General features: G+C 67.3%; 14 protein-coding genes and 1 other RNA gene. 7 read left to right on the top strand and 8 right to left on the bottom strand.

Translation table 11 applies throughout. The features are described from left to right. The first annotated feature begins 3 nt into the window (after window positions 1-3). The 5 genes from ACN8ZM_RS09900 (at window position 4) to lipA (ending at window position 4,988) form a co-directional block, all read left to right on the top strand. Window positions 4-780, top strand: coding sequence for an SDR family NAD(P)-dependent oxidoreductase (locus ACN8ZM_RS09900; protein WP_420209904.1), 777 nt, complete (start codon window positions 4-6; stop codon window positions 778-780). Between the two features lie 77 nt (window positions 781-857). Then, window positions 858-1,841, top strand: coding sequence for a thiamine pyrophosphate-dependent dehydrogenase E1 component subunit alpha (locus ACN8ZM_RS09895; RefSeq protein ID WP_420209903.1), 984 nt, complete (start codon window positions 858-860; stop codon window positions 1,839-1,841). Between the two features lie 54 nt (window positions 1,842-1,895). Further along, window positions 1,896-2,900 (top strand): alpha-ketoacid dehydrogenase subunit beta, encoded by a 1,005-nt coding sequence (locus tag ACN8ZM_RS09890; RefSeq protein ID WP_420209902.1) that lies wholly within the window; start codon window positions 1,896-1,898, stop codon window positions 2,898-2,900. A gap of 4 nt (window positions 2,901-2,904) precedes the next feature. Beyond that, window positions 2,905-4,020, top strand: a complete 1,116-nt coding sequence (locus ACN8ZM_RS09885) for an acetoin dehydrogenase dihydrolipoyllysine-residue acetyltransferase subunit (protein ID WP_420209901.1) — start codon at window positions 2,905-2,907, stop codon at window positions 4,018-4,020. Between the two features lie 2 nt (window positions 4,021-4,022). Continuing rightward, window positions 4,023-4,988 carry a lipoyl synthase gene (lipA, locus tag ACN8ZM_RS09880; RefSeq protein ID WP_420209900.1) on the top strand — a complete coding sequence of 322 codons (966 nt, stop codon included), beginning with the start codon at window positions 4,023-4,025 and terminating at the stop codon, window positions 4,986-4,988. Window positions 4,989-4,999: 11 nt separating this feature from the next. Here lipA and ACN8ZM_RS09875 read toward each other — a convergent pair whose 3' ends face one another. The 8 genes from ACN8ZM_RS09875 to trxA all read right to left on the bottom strand — a co-directional run bounded on the left by ACN8ZM_RS09875 (window position 5,000) and on the right by trxA (window position 13,600). Next, on the bottom strand, window positions 5,000-6,361 hold the full coding sequence (locus ACN8ZM_RS09875) for an MATE family efflux transporter (protein ID WP_205824687.1): 1,362 nt from the start codon (window positions 6,359-6,361) through the stop codon (window positions 5,000-5,002). 2 nt (window positions 6,362-6,363) lie between these two features. Continuing rightward, window positions 6,364-8,196 carry an ArnT family glycosyltransferase gene (locus ACN8ZM_RS09870; RefSeq protein WP_089450618.1) on the bottom strand — a complete coding sequence of 611 codons (1,833 nt, stop codon included), beginning with the start codon at window positions 8,194-8,196 and terminating at the stop codon, window positions 6,364-6,366. Window positions 8,197-8,339: 143 nt separating this feature from the next. Further along, window positions 8,340-8,600 carry a type B 50S ribosomal protein L31 gene (locus ACN8ZM_RS09865; protein ID WP_006753671.1) on the bottom strand — a complete coding sequence of 87 codons (261 nt, stop codon included), beginning with the start codon at window positions 8,598-8,600 and terminating at the stop codon, window positions 8,340-8,342. Window positions 8,601-8,757: 157 nt separating this feature from the next. Next, window positions 8,758-9,591: a zinc-dependent peptidase gene (locus ACN8ZM_RS09860; RefSeq protein WP_420209899.1), complete on the bottom strand. Its 834-nt coding sequence runs from the start codon at window positions 9,589-9,591 to the stop codon at window positions 8,758-8,760. A gap of 38 nt (window positions 9,592-9,629) precedes the next feature. Then, window positions 9,630-11,186: an MFS transporter gene (locus tag ACN8ZM_RS09855; RefSeq protein ID WP_420209898.1), complete on the bottom strand. Its 1,557-nt coding sequence runs from the start codon at window positions 11,184-11,186 to the stop codon at window positions 9,630-9,632. Further along, a complete protein-coding gene (locus ACN8ZM_RS09850; RefSeq protein ID WP_043188244.1) occupies window positions 11,183-11,683 on the bottom strand; it encodes a MerR family transcriptional regulator in 501 nt (166 codons plus the stop codon). Before ACN8ZM_RS09850 ends, ACN8ZM_RS09855 begins: the two co-directional genes overlap by 4 nt. Before the next feature lie 134 nt (window positions 11,684-11,817). After that, window positions 11,818-13,080 (bottom strand): transcription termination factor Rho, encoded by a 1,263-nt coding sequence (rho, locus tag ACN8ZM_RS09845; RefSeq protein WP_006478662.1) that lies wholly within the window; start codon window positions 13,078-13,080, stop codon window positions 11,818-11,820. A 193-nt stretch (window positions 13,081-13,273) separates the two neighbouring features. Continuing rightward, a complete protein-coding gene (trxA, locus tag ACN8ZM_RS09840; protein WP_006402348.1) occupies window positions 13,274-13,600 on the bottom strand; it encodes a thioredoxin TrxA in 327 nt (108 codons plus the stop codon). Window positions 13,601-14,005: 405 nt separating this feature from the next. Between trxA and ffs the strand changes: the two genes are divergently transcribed. Further along, window positions 14,006-14,104: signal recognition particle sRNA small type (gene ffs, locus ACN8ZM_RS09835), an RNA gene on the top strand. 128 nt (window positions 14,105-14,232) lie between these two features. Continuing rightward, a complete protein-coding gene (locus ACN8ZM_RS09830) occupies window positions 14,233-16,593 on the top strand; it encodes a DNA polymerase III subunit gamma/tau (RefSeq protein WP_420209897.1) in 2,361 nt (786 codons plus the stop codon). Window positions 16,594-16,669: the final 76 nt, after the last annotated feature.

Here is a 16,669-nt window from a genome sequence, read left to right as displayed (position 1 = left end):
GCCATGACAGCTTCACTCGAAGGACAGGTCGCCATCGTCACGGGCGGCGCGCGCGGTATCGGCCGAGGCATTGCACTGACGCTCGCCGGCGCGGGCGCCGACATCCTGCTGGCCGATCTGCTCGACGACGCACTCGACGCCACCGCACGCGAGATCCGCGCGCTCGGCCGCCGGGCGACGGTCGCGAAAGTCGACGTCACGCAAGCCGCACAGGTCGACGCGATGGTCGCGCAAGCGCTCGCCGACCTCGGCCGGCTCGACATCCTCGTGAACTGCGCGGGCGTGATCAGCATTCATCCGGTTGCCGAGCTGACCGAGCGCGACTGGGATTTCGTGATGGACGTGAATGCGAAGGGCACGTTCCTCGGCTGTCGCGCGGCGCTCACGCATCTGAAGGCGCAGGGTCGCGGCCGGATCATCAACGTCGCGTCGATCGCCGGCAAGGAAGGCTTTCCGAATCTCGCGCATTACAGCGCGTCGAAATTCGCGGTCGTCGGCTTCACGAACGCGCTCGCGAAGGAGCTCGCACGCGACGGCGTGACCGTCAACGCGATCTGCCCCGGCATCGTGCGCACCTACATGTGGGACCGGCTGTCCGACGAATGGAAGACCGACGGCGAATCGGTCGAGGAGTCGTGGCAGCGGCACCAGTTGACGCTGATCCCGCAGGGCCGCGCGCAGACGTCGGAAGACATGGGCCGGCTCGCGCTGTTCTTCGCGACGATGGACAACGTGACGGGCCAGGCCGTGAACGTCGACGGCGGCTTCACGTTCCACTGACGGCCGCGGGCCCGACAATCCGCCGCCGCGGCCCGGCCGAGGCGGCATTCGCAGTCAGACCTACCCAGGAGACACACATGACAGCTTCGACACAGCTCAGCAGGGACAAGCTGCTGGACGCCTACCGGCTGATGCGCACGATCCGCGAATTCGAGGAACGCCTGCACGTCGAATTCGCGACCGGCGAGATCCCCGGTTTCGTTCACCTGTACGCGGGCGAGGAGGCGTCCGCGGTCGGCACGATGCTGCACCTCGGCCTCGACGACTACGTCGCGACCACCCACCGCGGCCACGGCCATTGCATCGCGAAGGGCGTCGACGTGCACGGGATGATGGCCGAGATCTACGGCAAGAAGACGGGCGTCTGCCACGGCAAAGGCGGCTCGATGCACATCGCCGACCTGTCGATGGGGATGCTCGGCGCCAACGGGATCGTCGGCGCGGGCGGCCCGCTCGTCTGCGGCGCGGCGCTCGCGGCGAAGCACAAGAAGACCGGCGGTGTCGGCGTGTGCTTCTTCGGCGACGGCGCGTCGAACCAGGGCGTGATCTTCGAATCGATGAACCTCGCGTCGGTGTGGCGGCTGCCCGCGATCTTCGTTGCCGAAAACAACGGCTACGCGGAAGCGACGTCGTCGAGCTGGTCGGTCGCGACCGACAACATCGCCGATCGCGCGAACGGGTTCGGGATGCCGGGCGTGATCGTCGACGGCTTCGACTTCTTCGCGGTGCACGAAGCGCTTGGCGAGGCCGTCGAGCGCGCGCGCAACGGCGGCGGCCCGACGCTCGTCGAGGTGAAGCTCACCCGCTATTTCGGCCACTTCGAAGGCGATGCGCAAACCTATCGCGCACCCGGCGAGGTGCAGAAGCTGCGCGACGAGAAGGACTGCCTGAAGCATTTCGAAACGTGTGTCGTGCGTGCCGAAGCGCTGACGACCACCGACCTGCGCGCGGTCGATGCACAGGTGAAGGCGCTGATCGACGATGCGGTCGCGCAGGCCAAGGCCGCACCGCTGCCCGACGCGGCCGACCTGCTGGCCGACGTCTACGTGTCGTACCCGTGAGCGCGGCCTGACACCGCGGCCGGCACGGCGAACCGAACATTCCAGGAGACAGACATGGCAAGGAAGATCACTTATTCGCAGGCGATCAACGAGGCGCTCGCGCAGGAAATGGCGCGCGACGACAGCGTGATCGTGATGGGCGAAGACAATGCAGGCGGCGCGGGCGCGCCGGGCGAGGACGACGCGTGGGGCGGCGTGCTCGGCGTGACGAAGGGGCTGTTCCACAAATTTCCGGGCCGCGTGCTCGATACGCCGCTGTCCGAAGGCGGCTACATCGGCGCGGCGGTCGGCGCGGCCGCGTGCGGGATGCGGCCCGTCGCGGAGCTGATGTTCATCGATTTCATGGGCGTGTGCTTCGACCAGATCTTCAACCAGGCCGCCAAGTTCCGCTACATGTTCGGCGGCAAGGCCGTGACGCCGGTCGTGATCCGCGCGATGTACGGCGCCGGCTTGCGCGCGGCCGCGCAGCATTCGCAGATGCTCACGTCGCTGTTCACGCACATTCCGGGGCTGAAGGTCGTGTGCCCGTCGACGCCGTATGACGCGAAGGGGCTGCTGATCCAGGCGATCCGCGACAACGATCCGGTGATCTTCCTCGAACACAAGCTGCTCTATACCCGCGAAGGCGATGTGCCGGAGGAGTCCTATGCGATTCCGTTCGGTGAAGCCAACGTGATGCGCGACGGCGACGACGCGACGATCGTCACCTACGGCCGCATGGTGCACCTCGCGATGGACGCGGCCGCGAAGCTCGCGAAGGACGGCATCCAGGTCGACGTGATCGACCTGCGCACGACGTCGCCGCTCGACGAGGAAACGATCCTCGAAAGCGCGGAGCGCACCGGGCGTGTGGTGGTCGTCGACGAAGCGAACCCGCGCTGCTCGATCGCGACCGATATCGCCGCGCTCGTCGCAAAACGCGCGTTCCATGCGCTGAAGGCACCGATCGAGCTGGTGACCGCGCCGCATACGCCCACGCCGTTCGCGAGCGTGCTGGAAGACCTGTATATCCCGTCCGCCGATGCGATTGCGCAGGCGGTCCTGAAGACGAGGAGCTGACACGATGTCGATTCACATGATCACGATGCCCAAGTGGGGGCTGTCGATGGAGCAGGGGCAGGTCAACGGCTGGCTGAAGGCGATCGGCGAACGCGTGACGAAGGGCGACGAAGTGCTCGACGTCGAGACCGACAAGATCTCGTCGGGCGTCGAATGCGCGTTCGACGGCACGCTGCGCCGGCAGGTCGCGCAGGAAGGCGAGACGCTGCCGGTCGGCGCGCTGCTCGGCGTCGTCGCGGCCACCGACGCGAGCGATGCGGACATCGATGCGGCAATCGCCGATTTCCAGCGTGATTTCGTGCCGAGCGCGGCCACCGACGAAGCGGCGGGACCGCAGCCCGAAAAGGCGCAGATCGGCGGCCGGACGGTGCGTTTCCTGAAGCTCGGCGAAGGCAGCGGCACGCCCGCCGTGCTGATCCACGGCTTCGGCGGCGACCTGAACAACTGGCTGTTCAATCACGCGGATCTCGCCGCGCACCGGCCGGTGTGGGCGCTCGACCTGCCCGGTCACGGGGAATCGGGCAAGGCGGTCGAGACGGGCAGCCTCGACGAACTGGCCGACGCGGTGCTCGCGCTGCTCGATGCGAAGGGCATCGACCAAGCCCACCTGATCGGCCATTCGATGGGCGGCGCGGTCGCGATGGCGGCGGCCGAGCGCGCACCGCAACGCGTTGCGTCGCTGACGCTGATCGCGAGCGCGGGGCTCGGCACCGACATCAACCGCGCTTACATCGACGGCTTCGTCGCCGGCAACAGCCGCAACACGCTGAAGCCGCACCTCGGCGCGCTGTTCGCGGACAACGCGCTGGTCACGCGGCAACTCGTCGAGGATCTGGTCAAGTACAAGCGGCTCGAAGGCGTGCAGGCCGCGCTCGAGAAGATCGCGCAGGCCGCGTTCGATGGCGCCGCACAGCGGCGCGTGTTCCGCGACCGGCTCGCGGCGCTTGCGCCGCGCACGCTCGTGATCTGGGGCGAGCGCGACCAGGTGATCCCCGCGCAGCATGCGCAGGGCCTGCCGGACGGCGTGCGTGCCGAGGTGATCGCCGGCAGCGGGCACATGGTGCAGATGGAGGCGGCCGCCGACGTGAACCGCCTGATCGTCGCGTTTCTCGGAGGCTGACGATGGCCGCCGCGCTCGAACGACCCAGCCTCACGGCGCTCGGCCAGCCGGGCGCGCGAAGCCGCGACAAGCTCGCGCGCATTCCGGTGCGCGTCGAGCCCGCGGCCGGCGCGGCGTTGCCGAAGCCGCCGTGGCTGCGCGCGCGGCCGATGATGAGCGCGGCGGTCGCCGACATGGCGACCGTGCTGCGCGACCATCGGCTGCATTCCGTCTGCGAGGAGGCGATGTGCCCGAACATCGGCGAATGCTTCGCGCAGCGCACCGCGACCTTCATGATCATGGGCGGGTTGTGCACGCGGCGCTGCCCGTTCTGCGACGTCGCGCACGGCCGTCCCGAGCCGCTCGATCCCGACGAGCCGGCGCGGCTGGCCGAGGCGGCCGCGGCGCTCGGGCTGCGCTACGTCGTGATCACGTCGGTCGACCGTGACGATCTGCGCGACGGCGGCGCCGCGCATTTCGCCGCGTGTATCGCGGCGGTGCGCGCGAGCGTGCCGGGCATCGGCGTCGAAGTCCTGACGCCGGACTTCCGCGGCCGCGTGGCCCGCGCGCTGGAGGCGCTGTCGACGGCGTGGCCCGACGTGTTCAACCACAACATCGAGACGGTGCCATCGCTGTATCGTGCGGCACGGCCGGGCGCCGACTATCGCGGCTCGCTCGAACTGCTCGCGCAGGCGAAGCGGGCGCGGCCGGGGCTGGTGACGAAATCGGGGTTGATGCTCGGGCTGGGCGAGTGCGACGACGAAGTGCGCGACACGCTGCGCGACCTGCGTGCGCATGACGTCGACGTGCTGACGCTCGGCCAGTATCTCGCGCCGTCCGCGCACCATCTGCCCGTGCGACGCTACGTGAGCCCGGACGCATTCGCCGCATGGCGCGACGAAGCGCTGTTGCTCGGTTTCAGGGAAGTCGTCGCCGGCCCGCTCGTGCGGTCGTCGTATCACGCGGCGGACGTGCTGGAGGAGACGTAACGGGCGGCGCGTCAGGCGGACGTGGATGCGGCCGCATGCGCGCGACTGACGCGGCGCAGATACAGCACGAGCCCGGCGCCCGCGAGCACCAGGCTGATCGTGTTCGCAAACCAGAAGCCGCGCGCGCCGGTCAGCCACGCGGGTGCGATGCCGCCCACGTCGAAGCCGAGCGCGTAGCCGCCGCTGAGCCCGACGCCCCACAGCGCGACCGCATAGATCACGGTCGGCACGACCGCGACCTTGTAGGCGCGCAGCACGAACGCCGACGTGACCTGCACCGCGTCGAAGACGTGGTAGCACGCGACGATCGCGACCAGCGGCATCGCGGCCGCGGCGACGGCCGGGTTCGGCGTATAGCCGCCGATGATCAGCGGTCGCAGCACGAACACGAGCAGGCCGTAGGTTGCGGCAATGCCGCACGCGAAGATCACGCTGTGCCGGCCGAGCAGCCGGGCTTCCTCGGGCCGTCCGGCGCCGAGCGCGCGCGCGACCAGCGTCGACGCCGCCACGCCGATCGACAGCGGTGTCATGTACAGCACCGCGCCGATGTTGCCGGCGATCTGGTGGCCGGCGAGCGTCGTCGTGCCGAACTGCGCGATGAACAGCGCCATGCACGTGTACGACGTGACCTCGATCAGGTACGACAGGCCCATCGGCACGCCGAGTTTCAGGATTGCCTTCTGGCGTTCCCAGACCGGCCAGCAGAAGCGCGAGAAGATCGCGAGCGGCGCGAACACGTCGAGCTTCGCGAGCAGCGTGTAGCCGATCAGCGCGAGCGCCCAGTTGATCAGCGTGCTCGCGAGCCCGCAGCCCGGGCCGCCGAGAGCGGGCACGCCGAACCCGCCGAAGATGAACCACACGTTGAGCGGAAACTTGAGCAGCAGCGCGCCGATCTGCAGGATCATCGCGAGGCGCGGCTTGCCGGCCGCATTGGTCAACGCGTTGTAGATGCGGAACACGAGGCTGGCGGGCAGCCCGTACGACAGGATGCGCAGGTAGTCGACGGTGCGGTCGTGCAGCGCGGCGGGCGTGTGCGCGACGCGCAGCAGCGGCTCGGGAAAATGCAGCAGGAGAAAGCCGGGCACCGCGAGCAGCAGCGCGAGCCACAGCGCCTGGCGCACTTCCTCGCCGATCTCGGCATAGCGGCGCGCGCCGTACAGTTGCCCGGTGATCGGCTGCAGCGCGGACAGGATGCCCGTCAGGCCGATATAGATCGATATGTAGATCGACGAGCCGAGCCCGAGCGCGGCTAGGTCGACGGCCGAGTAGCGCCCGACCATCGCGGTGTCGATCACGCCGAACGCGATGATCGCGAGCTGGCCGACGAGCACCGGCCACGCGAGACCGACGATCCGGCGGATGTCGCCGAACATCGTCAATCGGCCGGCTGGCGGCGCGGCGGACGTCGCTTGACGGGAGTCTTCGGCCGTTCGATGCGCTCGTACAGGCGGAAGCGCTCGTCGCGGTCGGCGACGCGGCGGCCTTCCCACACGAGACGCCACACGTATTGCGACATCGAGCTCGGCTCGCCGAAGTCCGCATGGTCCTGACGCAGGATCAAGTCGCAGTCGCCGGAGAAATCGAAGCGCATGTTGCCGAAATACGCGAAGGTCGCGATCTGCGCGTCACCGAGCCGCACGGGCGAGATGCACTCGTAGTCGGACGGCAGGTGCACGGCGATCTGCTGGGCGACATCGCGATAAGTCCGGCCGTAGTTGACGATCGGCAGCCACAACGTCATCAGCAGCACCCACATCAGCGTGGTACCGGCGCCCGACAGCACGACGCTGCGCCACAGCACCTTCGGATGCCGCGAGATGCGCCAGCGCACGAGGAAGCACCAGCACACGGTGGCGATCACCGCGCAGATGAACGACAGGATCTTGAAGTGGGGCTCGTAGCCGGGCACGAGGCGCGCGAGGTTGCGCGCGAGCGGATGCGGGAAGCCCGTGAGCGACGCGAGCCACACGAGCCACACGAAGGTGCCGAGGATCGTGAAGCTCAGCACCGCGAACCAGTCGATCGCGTTGATCGCGCCGCGCTTGAGGGTCGGCAGCGCGAACGTCGCGAGCACTGCGAGCGGCGGCAGCAGCAGCATGTACATGCGGTTCGACTGCTGGCTCTGGAGGATCACGAGTGCGACGAGCGGCACGGCGACCGACAGCGGAATCGCGATGTGCGCCCGGCGGCGCATGCCGGCCCAGCTCCACCACGCCCAGATCGCGAGCGGCCAGGCAGGCCACGTGAACAGCGGCAGGTTCTTCGCCGCATAGCCGAGCACCGTGGTCGGCGGGCCCGAAAAGCGCATCAGGCTGCCGTGGATCCACTGGTTGAAGAACCATGCGGCGTCGTCGGGCGCCGCGACGAACGCGGCCAGCGGCCACAGCGCGAAGATCGCGGCCGCGAGCGGCACGCCGATGAGCGGCAGGCGCAGGTTGCGCATCTCGGGCGTAACGAGCCACAGGACGGCCGTACCGGCGAGCAGGGCGACGACCAGCACCGGGTTGCCGGACAGCGCGACGAGGCCGATTGCGAGGCCCCACCACAGCGCGCCCTGCATCGGCTTGTCGATGCCGCGCACGATCCCGTAGACGAGCATCGCGATCCACGCGAATTGCGCCAGCTGCGGCGTCGTTTCGTGGCCGCGCTCCGCGAGGCCGAAGCAGGCGACGAGCACCAGCAGCGCGCCGTCGGCGAGCGTGCGGCCGTAGTCGCGCGGCTCGGGTTCGCCGCCGAATGCGTATTTGAACGGCTGGACTTCGGCGCGCCGGCCGAGCAGGTAGGCCGCGTACCAGACGAATGCACACGCGACGCAGAACAGCACGCCGGTATCGACACGCGACGCGTTGCTCGCGTCGACCCATGGGCCGAGGCCGCGGATCGACAGCGCACCGAGCCAGTAGCTGAGCGGCCCGTCGGTCGTGATGTACTTGCCGACCAGGTTCGGCAGCAGCCAGTCGTGCCAGCCGCCCTTGGCCATCGTCCACATCACGCCGAAGCCCGCCGCGTCCTCGTTCTTCCACGGGTCGCGGCCGAACAGGCCGAACGCTGCGTAGACGAAGCAGAGCGTGAGCAGCAGCCAGCGCGGCAGCGCGCGCGTGGCGGAGGCGGTGAGACGGACGACAGGCTTCATGCAGATGAGCGATTTGTTATGGGCGGGTGGCCGGCGCGGATGCGCGCGGTCGAGCCGGTTTCGAGCATCCGGCATTGTAGACGCGCCCGCTGTTGCGCGTCAGGTCGTTGCCGGGCGTCGGCTGGCGCCTGCCGGGCGAGCAGAGACAAAAAAGGGCAGCCTGGGCTGCCCTTTTGTGCGACACCGGTGCGTTGCAACCACCGGATGCAATGCGAAGCTTACTTCGCCTTGCCGCTGGCGCGAACGCCGAACTTGTTCTTGAACTTCTCGACACGGCCTGCCGTGTCCATGATCTTTTGCTGACCCGTGTAGAACGAGTGCGATTCCGACGACACTTCGATCTTGGCGAGCGGGTAGGTCTTGCCGTCGAGTTCGATGTTTTCGCGCGTCTGGATCGTCGAGCGCGTGATGAACTTGAAGCCGTTCGACATGTCTTGGAAGACGACTTCGCGGTAGTTCGGGTGGATGCCTTCTTTCATGGTCTTTCCTTGGTGAGAGCGGTAGCCAACCCGCCGCTTGCCGTGCCGGAACGCGCAGATTGCGCATACCAGACGACGCCAAGCCCGGCGCGAGCCACTTGCCTAAGGTCGAAAAACGGCGATTATGCCAGAAAATCAGATGGTTGACGAATAATTTTCATGGTGCGTCGAGCGCGCCGGTGCCGGCCGGATCCTGCCGGTAGTAGCGCGCGAGCAGCCGGTACAGCTCCGGAAATTCGGACTCGAACGCTTTTGGCCGTACGAACAGCGCTTCGCTGCAGATCGCGAAGAATTCCGACGGGTGCTCGGCCGCGTAAGGGTCGATCAGCGAGTCACGCTCGAAGCGCGCCCACGCGCGGTCCGGCACCGCGTCGACGCGTGCGCAGAACTGGTCGTACGCGTGCTCGAACACGTCGGCCCACGCCTGGGCGTCGAGGTGCGGCGCATGCCAGCGGCGAAATAGGGGCGGATAGCCGTCGGCCGCGCCGTTGATCATGTCGATCATGTGCGCGAATTCATGGATCACCGGGTTGTACGCGCTGTAGCCGTCGGTGATCTGGGCATCCTCCCACGACAGGAACAGCTGTCCGCCTTCCCACGCCTCGCCGGCTGCCTCTTCCTCGACTTCGTGCACGACGCCGTCTTCGTCCTGCACGGTCTTGCGGATCAGGAAGCCGCCCGGGTACAGCACGATGTCGCGCCAGCCGTCGTATAGCGACAGATCGAGATTGAGCACCGGCAGGCAGGCCTGCGCGGCGATCGCGACGATCATCGCGTCGGTCAGCTCGAGCCCGTGCGCGGTCGAGAACGATTTCTTCGCGATGAACAGGCTCGTCAGTTCGCGCAGCCGGCCGAGCGCGTCGGGCGCCAGCGCCGCGAGGAACGGCAGGCGCTCGACGGTGTCCTGCCACAGCGCGTCGGGGATCGGGTGGCTGCGCAGCGCGCGGTCGCGGCGGCGGTCGTCGAGCCAGCGGGTCAGTTTCGAGAGCATGAAGGCGGCTCGCGGAAATCCAAAGCCTGTCTTTTAACTCAATCGATCTCTTTTTGCCATGCCGCGAAGAGGCCGCCGACGAGTGCCACGCCCGCCAGGAAGTAAAAGCCGTCGAGCGACGCGAGGAACGACGCCTGTTGCGCGACCATCCGCGCGATCGACGCGATCGCGAGCGCGTGCGCTTCGTTCAGTGCGTGACCGGCGGCCGCGTAGCTGCGCGTGAGCGTGTCGACGGTCTGCTGGAACAGCGGGTCGAACACGTTCGCGCGCTCGACGAGCCGTGTCTGGTGCAAGGCGAGCCGGTGCTGCTCGACGATGATCACCGACGACGTCGCGAACGAGATCGTCAGTTGCCGCACGATGTTCTTCAGCCGGTAGCCGTGCGTATATTCGTCGATCGCGAAGATCCGGAACGTCAGGTTGGCCACCGGCAGCACGATGAAGAGCAGCAGCAGTCCGCGCAGCAACAGCGGGACGATCAGCGCGGCTTCACCGACCTGCGGCGTCATCCGCGTCATCCACAGCGCGGCCGTGACGGCGATCGCGAACCCCGGCACGACGAACCATTTCTTGTGCGTGACGAATTTCGCGTAGCGCAGGTACGCGAACAGCGCGGTGGCCGAAATCAGCGACATCGTACCGACCAGCCGCCCGGAATTCTCGACCGGGTAGCCGAGCCCGCCTTCGAGAAACCGTGACGTCAGGTAGCTGAAGCCCGTCGACTCGTAGTAATAGAACATGTACAGCAGCAGCCCGACCTGGAACGTCCGTTCGCGGAACGCGTGCAGCCGCACGAGCGGCGTCGGATGGTTCCACTGGTGATACGCGAACCACGCAAGCGCACCGATTCCCGCGATCGTCAGCAGGATCAGCATCGGCGAGCCGCTGTAGAGCTGGTAATGCACCTGCTGCAGCACGATCTGCAGCGCGCCTTGCGCGAGCGCGAACACGACATACGGCCAGAAGTGTCCGGAGCCGCGTTCGTCGTCGGGTGTCCGGCCCGAATCGGGCAGCGTGAGCAGCGCGAGGATCGCGAACGCGATGCCGGCGGGCGCCGAGCACGCGAACAGCGCGCGCCACGTCGAATGCGCGACGAGCAGGCCGCCCACGATGGGCGCGAGCGCGCTGCCGAGCAGGATCATGATCAGGAACGCGCGCGTCGCGGGCGGCCGTTCCTGCGGCTTGAAACTGATCTGGATCAGGATCCGGCACGCGCCCATCATCGGGCCGATGAAATACCCCTGGAAGCCGCGCGCGAACGCGAGTTCGAGCGACGTATCGGCGAGCGCGGCCGCGATCGCGCCGAACGAGAACATCAGCATGCAGCCGGCGACGTAGCGGCGATGGCCGAGCCGGTCGACCCACCATTGCTGTTGCAGGATGCCGAGCACGGCCGTGACCGCGTAGGCGCTCGACGACCACACGAGTTCGTCGGGCGACGCATTGATGCCGCCCGCGATGTAGCTCGCGAAGAACGAGAAGATCGCGTTGTCGAAGTAGTCGATGCCGGTGACGAGCGCGAGCGCCCACGGGAACAGGTCCGCGCGCAGGTTCGCGCGGCTCCATAGCGGCGGGCGACCGGGCATCGCATTCATTCGCGAGCCTTGCGCGTGCGCCGCGTGCCGGCTTCGGCCTGCCGCTGTGCGATCAACGCATCGGCGTTTTCGCCGGCAAGACGCCGTTCGACGTAGTCGATGTCGTGCTGCAGTTCCTTGCGCAGTGCGACGGCTTCCTTCAGTTCGCGCTGGACGGCCGCGATCCGCCGGTCGAGCGTGTCGACCTGCTCGGCCAGGCCGGTACGGATGTCGCGCAGCGACGCGTCCGAATAGCGGCGCCGGCCGTCGCCCGTTTCTTCCAGCGGGCGCTTCAGCATCTCGGTGATGCCGTGCAGCGAGAAGCCGAGTGCGCGCAGCCGCAGGATGCGCGCGAAGCGCTCGAGGTCGGCTTCGTCGTAGAGACGGTAGCGGCCTTCGCTGCGCGTCGGCGTGACGAGCCCGCGCTCTTCGTAATACTTCAGCGTGCGCGGCGTGACGCCGAGCCGCGATGCGGCATCGCTCACGGTCAGCAGCGGGGCGGAGGCGTCGTTCGACATCGGGAGGCGCGGCGTGGGTTGGGACGATGACGCGATTATAGATCAACCTGTACGTTCACGTTCAGGTTGGCACCGAAAAACGGCCGCCGGGCAGAATGCGCGGGCGGCCGTTCTTTTGGTGCGGGGCGGGGGGATCAGCCGCCGCGGCGCATCAGGTCGAAGAACTCGGAGTTGCTCTTCGTCTGGCGGATCTTGTCGAGCAGGAATTCCATTGCTTCGACTTCGTCCATGTCGTGGATGAACTTGCGCAGCACCCAGATCTTTTGAAGGATCTCGGGCTTGATCAGCATTTCTTCGCGACGCGTGCCCGACTTGTTCAGGTTGATCGACGGATACACGCGCTTTTCCGCGAGACGGCGCTCGAGGTGCACTTCCATGTTGCCGGTGCCCTTGAACTCTTCGTAGATCACGTCGTCCATGCGGCTGCCGGTTTCGATCAGCGCGGTGCCGATGATCGTCAGCGAACCGCCTTCCTCGATGTTGCGCGCCGCGCCGAAGAAGCGCTTCGGACGCTGCAGTGCGTTCGCGTCGACACCACCCGTCAGCACCTTGCCCGATGCCGGGATCACGGTGTTGTACGCGCGTGCGAGACGCGTGATCGAGTCGAGCAGAATCACGACGTCGTGCTTCATTTCGACGAGGCGCTTGGCCTTCTCGATCACCATTTCGGCAACCTGGACGTGGCGCGTGGCCGGTTCGTCGAACGTCGATGCGATCACTTCGCCGGCGACCGAGCGCTGCATTTCGGTCACTTCTTCAGGGCGTTCGTCGATCAGCAGCACGAACAGGATCACGTCCGGGTGGTTCTGCTTGATCGCGTGTGCGATGTGCTGGAGCATCACGGTCTTGCCGGACTTCGGCGACGCGACGAGCAGGCCGCGCTGGCCTTTGCCGATCGGCGCGATCATGTCGATGATGCGGCCCGTGACGTTTTCCTCGCCGCGCATTTCGCGTTCGAGCGACAGCGGCTTGTTCGGGTGCAGCGGCGTGAGGTTCTCGAACATGATCTTGTGTTTCGAGGCCTCGGGCGGCTGCCCGTTGACTTTGTCGACCTTCACCAGCGCGAAGTAGCGCTCGCCGTCCTTCGGCGTGCGGACTTCGCCTTCGATGGTGTCGCCGGTATGCAGGTTGAAGCGGCGGATCTGCGACGGGCTGATGTAGATGTCGTCGGTGCTCGCGAGGTACGACATTTCCGGCGAGCGCAGGAAGCCGAAGCCGTCCGGCAGCACTTCGAGCGTACCGTCGCCGAAGATCGTCTCACCCGTCTTGGCGCGCTTTTTGAGAATGGCGAACATCAACTCCTGCTTGCGCAGGCGGTTCGCGTTTTCGATCTCCAGGCCATTGGCCATTTCGATCAGTTCGGAGACGTGCAGAGACTTGAGCTCGGATAAATGCATACGGAGAACCCGCCAGGGAGGAGACGACGAAAGAAATAAAGGGAGGAGGGCGAGCGGAAGCGCTCAGAGACTTAAATGCGTCTTGTAGACGTTTTTTAATTCTAGCATAGGCCGATTCGCGCTTGAGCGAGCGATCGGCGGCTTGATGCCGGACGTGTTGCCGGTTGACAACACGTCCGCGGAACTGCCTGTATTACAGGTGGCTGTCCAGGAATGCGGTGAGCTGCGACTTCGACAGCGCGCCGACCTTCTGCGCAGCGGCTGCGCCGTTCTTGAACAGGATCAGCGTCGGGATGCCGCGCACGCCGAACTTCGCGGGCGTTGCCTGGTTGTCGTCGACGTTGATCTTCGCGATCTGCAGCTTGTCGCCGTAGTCCTTCGCGACTTCGTCGAGGATCGGGGCGATCATCTTGCACGGGCCGCACCATTCGGCCCAGAAATCGACGAGCACGGGCTTGTCGGACTTGACGACGTCCTGTTCGAACGATGCGTCGCTGATGTGTTTGATCTGTTCGCTCATTGGGTCAATACCTCTTACGGTTCGGGGACTGCCTGCTTGCGCGTTGCGGCGCGCCGGCCGCCGTGGGCTGCCGGCCGCTGCGGCAGGTCACTCCGCTCTCCGGAAAGGAGGGGTGTAAGCGCTGCATGCCGCGGCTCGCGGGTCGTTCGGGCGTCATATTAGCCTAAATTGCTATCTGCTGCGGGCGGCGATAGTAGCCGCTACGCGAGTAGGGGTACGACGCGACGTTCGACCGTTGTGTCCAGCAGATGGAGGCCGGCCCGCAAATTACAAGAGGTGGGTGCGCAGGCGATTCGATTCGGGCGGCCATCGTGCAGCCCGGCGCACGACGGTTTGTCTGGTCAAATTCGCATTGGTGCGAACAAACGGTCGCATTCGTTCGGAAGCGGTGATAGAATATGCCGTGACGGGCCTCCTCGCATGGTGGGGCGGTGAACCTGGTCAGGTCGGGAACGAAGCAGCCACAATCGTTTTCCGCCAGTGCCGAGGGTTGGGCTCGTCACCTTCCTTCTCGCCCCGTTCGCCGGGCGTTTTTTATTTCTGCATCACACTCCGTTTTTGCCTGCGCATTGCCTGTCTTCCGCACCGTTTCGCGTGTCGGCGCGACGCAGCGTTACTGATACAATTTCCCGATGACCTATCAAGTTCTCGCACGCAAGTGGCGTCCGAAGGATTTCGCTTCGCTCGTCGGCCAGGAGCACGTTGTCAGGGCGCTTACGCACGCGCTCGACGGCGGGCGTCTCCATCACGCCTATCTGTTTACCGGAACCCGCGGTGTCGGCAAGACGACGCTGTCGCGGATCTTCGCCAAGGCACTCAACTGTGAAACCGGCGTCACGTCGCAGCCGTGCGGCGTGTGCCGCGCCTGTCGCGAGATCGACGAAGGGCGTTTCGTCGATTACGTCGAGATGGATGCTGCGAGCAACCGCGGCGTCGATGAAATGGCCGCGCTGCTCGAGCGCGCGGTGTACGCGCCCGTCGATGCGCGCTTCAAGGTCTACATGATCGACGAAGTGCACATGCTGACGAATCACGCGTTCAACGCGATGTTGAAGACGCTCGAGGAGCCGCCGCCGCACGTCAAGTTCATCCTCGCGACGACCGATCCGCAGAAAATTCCCGTCACCGTGCTGTCGCGCTGCCTGCAGTTCAACCTGAAGCAGATGCCGGCCGGGCACATCGTGTCGCATCTCGAACGGATTCTCGGCGAAGAGCAGATCACGTTCGAGCCGCAAGCATTGCGCCTGCTCGCGCGTGCCGCGCAGGGCAGCATGCGCGACGCGCTGTCGCTCACCGACCAGGCGATCGCCTATTCGGCGAACGAGGTGACCGAGTCGGCCGTGTCGGGCATGCTCGGCGCGCTCGACCAGACTTACATGGTGCGCTTGCTCGACGCGCTTGCCGCGGCCAGCGGCCCGGAAATCCTCGCGATTGCCGACGAGATGTCGCTGCGCAGCCTGTCGTTCTCGACCGCGCTTCAGGATCTCGCGAGCCTGCTGCACCGGATTGCGTGGGCACAGTTCGCGCCGGGTTCGGTGCTCGACGAATGGCCCGAAGCGAGCGACCTGCGCCGCTTCGCCGAGACGCTGAGCCCCGAGCAGGTCCAATTGTTCTATCAGATCGCGACGGTCGGTCGCGCCGAGCTCGGCCTGGCGCCGGACGAATACGCCGGTTTCACGATGACGCTGCTGCGGATGCTCGCGTTCGAGCCGGCGGTTGCCGCCGGCAGTGCGCCGGGTGGCCAGCCGGCGGTGCCGCGTGCGGTGCCGGGTCCGCGCGTGGTGGCGGCATCGGCCGCTGCGGCGAAGCCGGTATCGGCCGCACCTGTCGAAGCATCGCGGCCGCAAGCTGCTGCACCGGCTGCGCCCGCGGCGCCGGTTGTGCGTGCAGCGCCGGTGCAGTCCGGCGACGAAGCAGGCAAGCCGCCCGTGAAGCCGGCTGCCGTGCAGGCATCTGCGCCGGCCCCGGTTGACGCGCCCGTCATCGAGACGCCCCAGCCGCAGGCGGCCGCAGCACCGCAAGCAGAGCCGGCCGGTGACAATCCGGCACCCGTCCGCAAGGAACCCGAGCCGCCTGCTGCCGTTGCGCAGCGAAGCGACGAACCGGCCGTGCCGGCCGAACCGGTGCCGCGCGCTGCGCCGCCCGAGCCCGCCGCGCGTCCGGCAGCGCGTTCCGGCGGTGCCGCCGCCGCGCTCGACGTGCTGCGCAATGCGGGGATGCGCGTGTCGTCCGACCGCGGGCGCGCAGGCGCCGCCGCGAAACCGGCAGCCCAGCCGGCTGCCGAGAAGCCGGCCGCGCCGCGTCCCGCCGCCGTACAGGTGCCGACGCCGCGCGCTGCGGCCCGTGCGCCGCAGGCGGCCGAATCGCGCCAGGCCTCGCCGCCGTGGGAAGACATTCCGCCGGACGACTACGTACCGCTCAGCGCCGACGAGATGTTCGGCGGCCCGCCCGACGATGGCTTCGTGCCGGTGTTCGACAGCGGCCCCGACGATGTGCGCGTGATGCCGCAGCCGGCGGACACCCGTCCGTCCGCACCGGCCGACACGCGCCCGTTGCCGCCCGCGATCGCACTCGATCCGGTTGGCTTCGACGGCGAATGGCCGGCGCTGGCCGCGCGGCTGCCGCTCAAGGGCGTCGCGTACCAGCTCGCATTCAACAGCGAACTGACGGCCGTCGATGCGACGACGTTGAAACTTTCCGTGCCGGTGCCGCAATATGCGGACGCCGCGCAGGTGGCGAAGCTGAAGGCCGCGCTGGCCGATGCGCTCGGCAAGCCGGTCGAGGTGGCCGTCGAAGTCGGGCCCGCACGGCGCACGGCGGCGGCACTCGATGCGGCCGCGCGCGCGGCGCGCCAGCGCGAGGCCGAGCAGGAGATTCACGGCGATCCGTTCGTCCAGCAACTCGTGCGCGAATTCGGTGCGCGCATCGTCGAGGGTTCGGTGCGCCCGCTCGCCGACGCGGCGCCGGACGGCCCGCCGCCGACGCTGCATTGAACTGACCGCCCCGCGACAGGCACAATCACGCCCACACATTGGCCGGCACGCGCCGCGTGCCGGTTTTCACACGATC

It is taken from the genome of Burkholderia aenigmatica (assembly GCF_048627025.1).
Taxonomy (GTDB): Bacteria; Pseudomonadota; Gammaproteobacteria; order Burkholderiales; family Burkholderiaceae; genus Burkholderia; species Burkholderia aenigmatica.
Note: the sequence above shows the minus strand (reverse complement) of the source record. Positions and strands in the feature narration are given on the sequence as shown.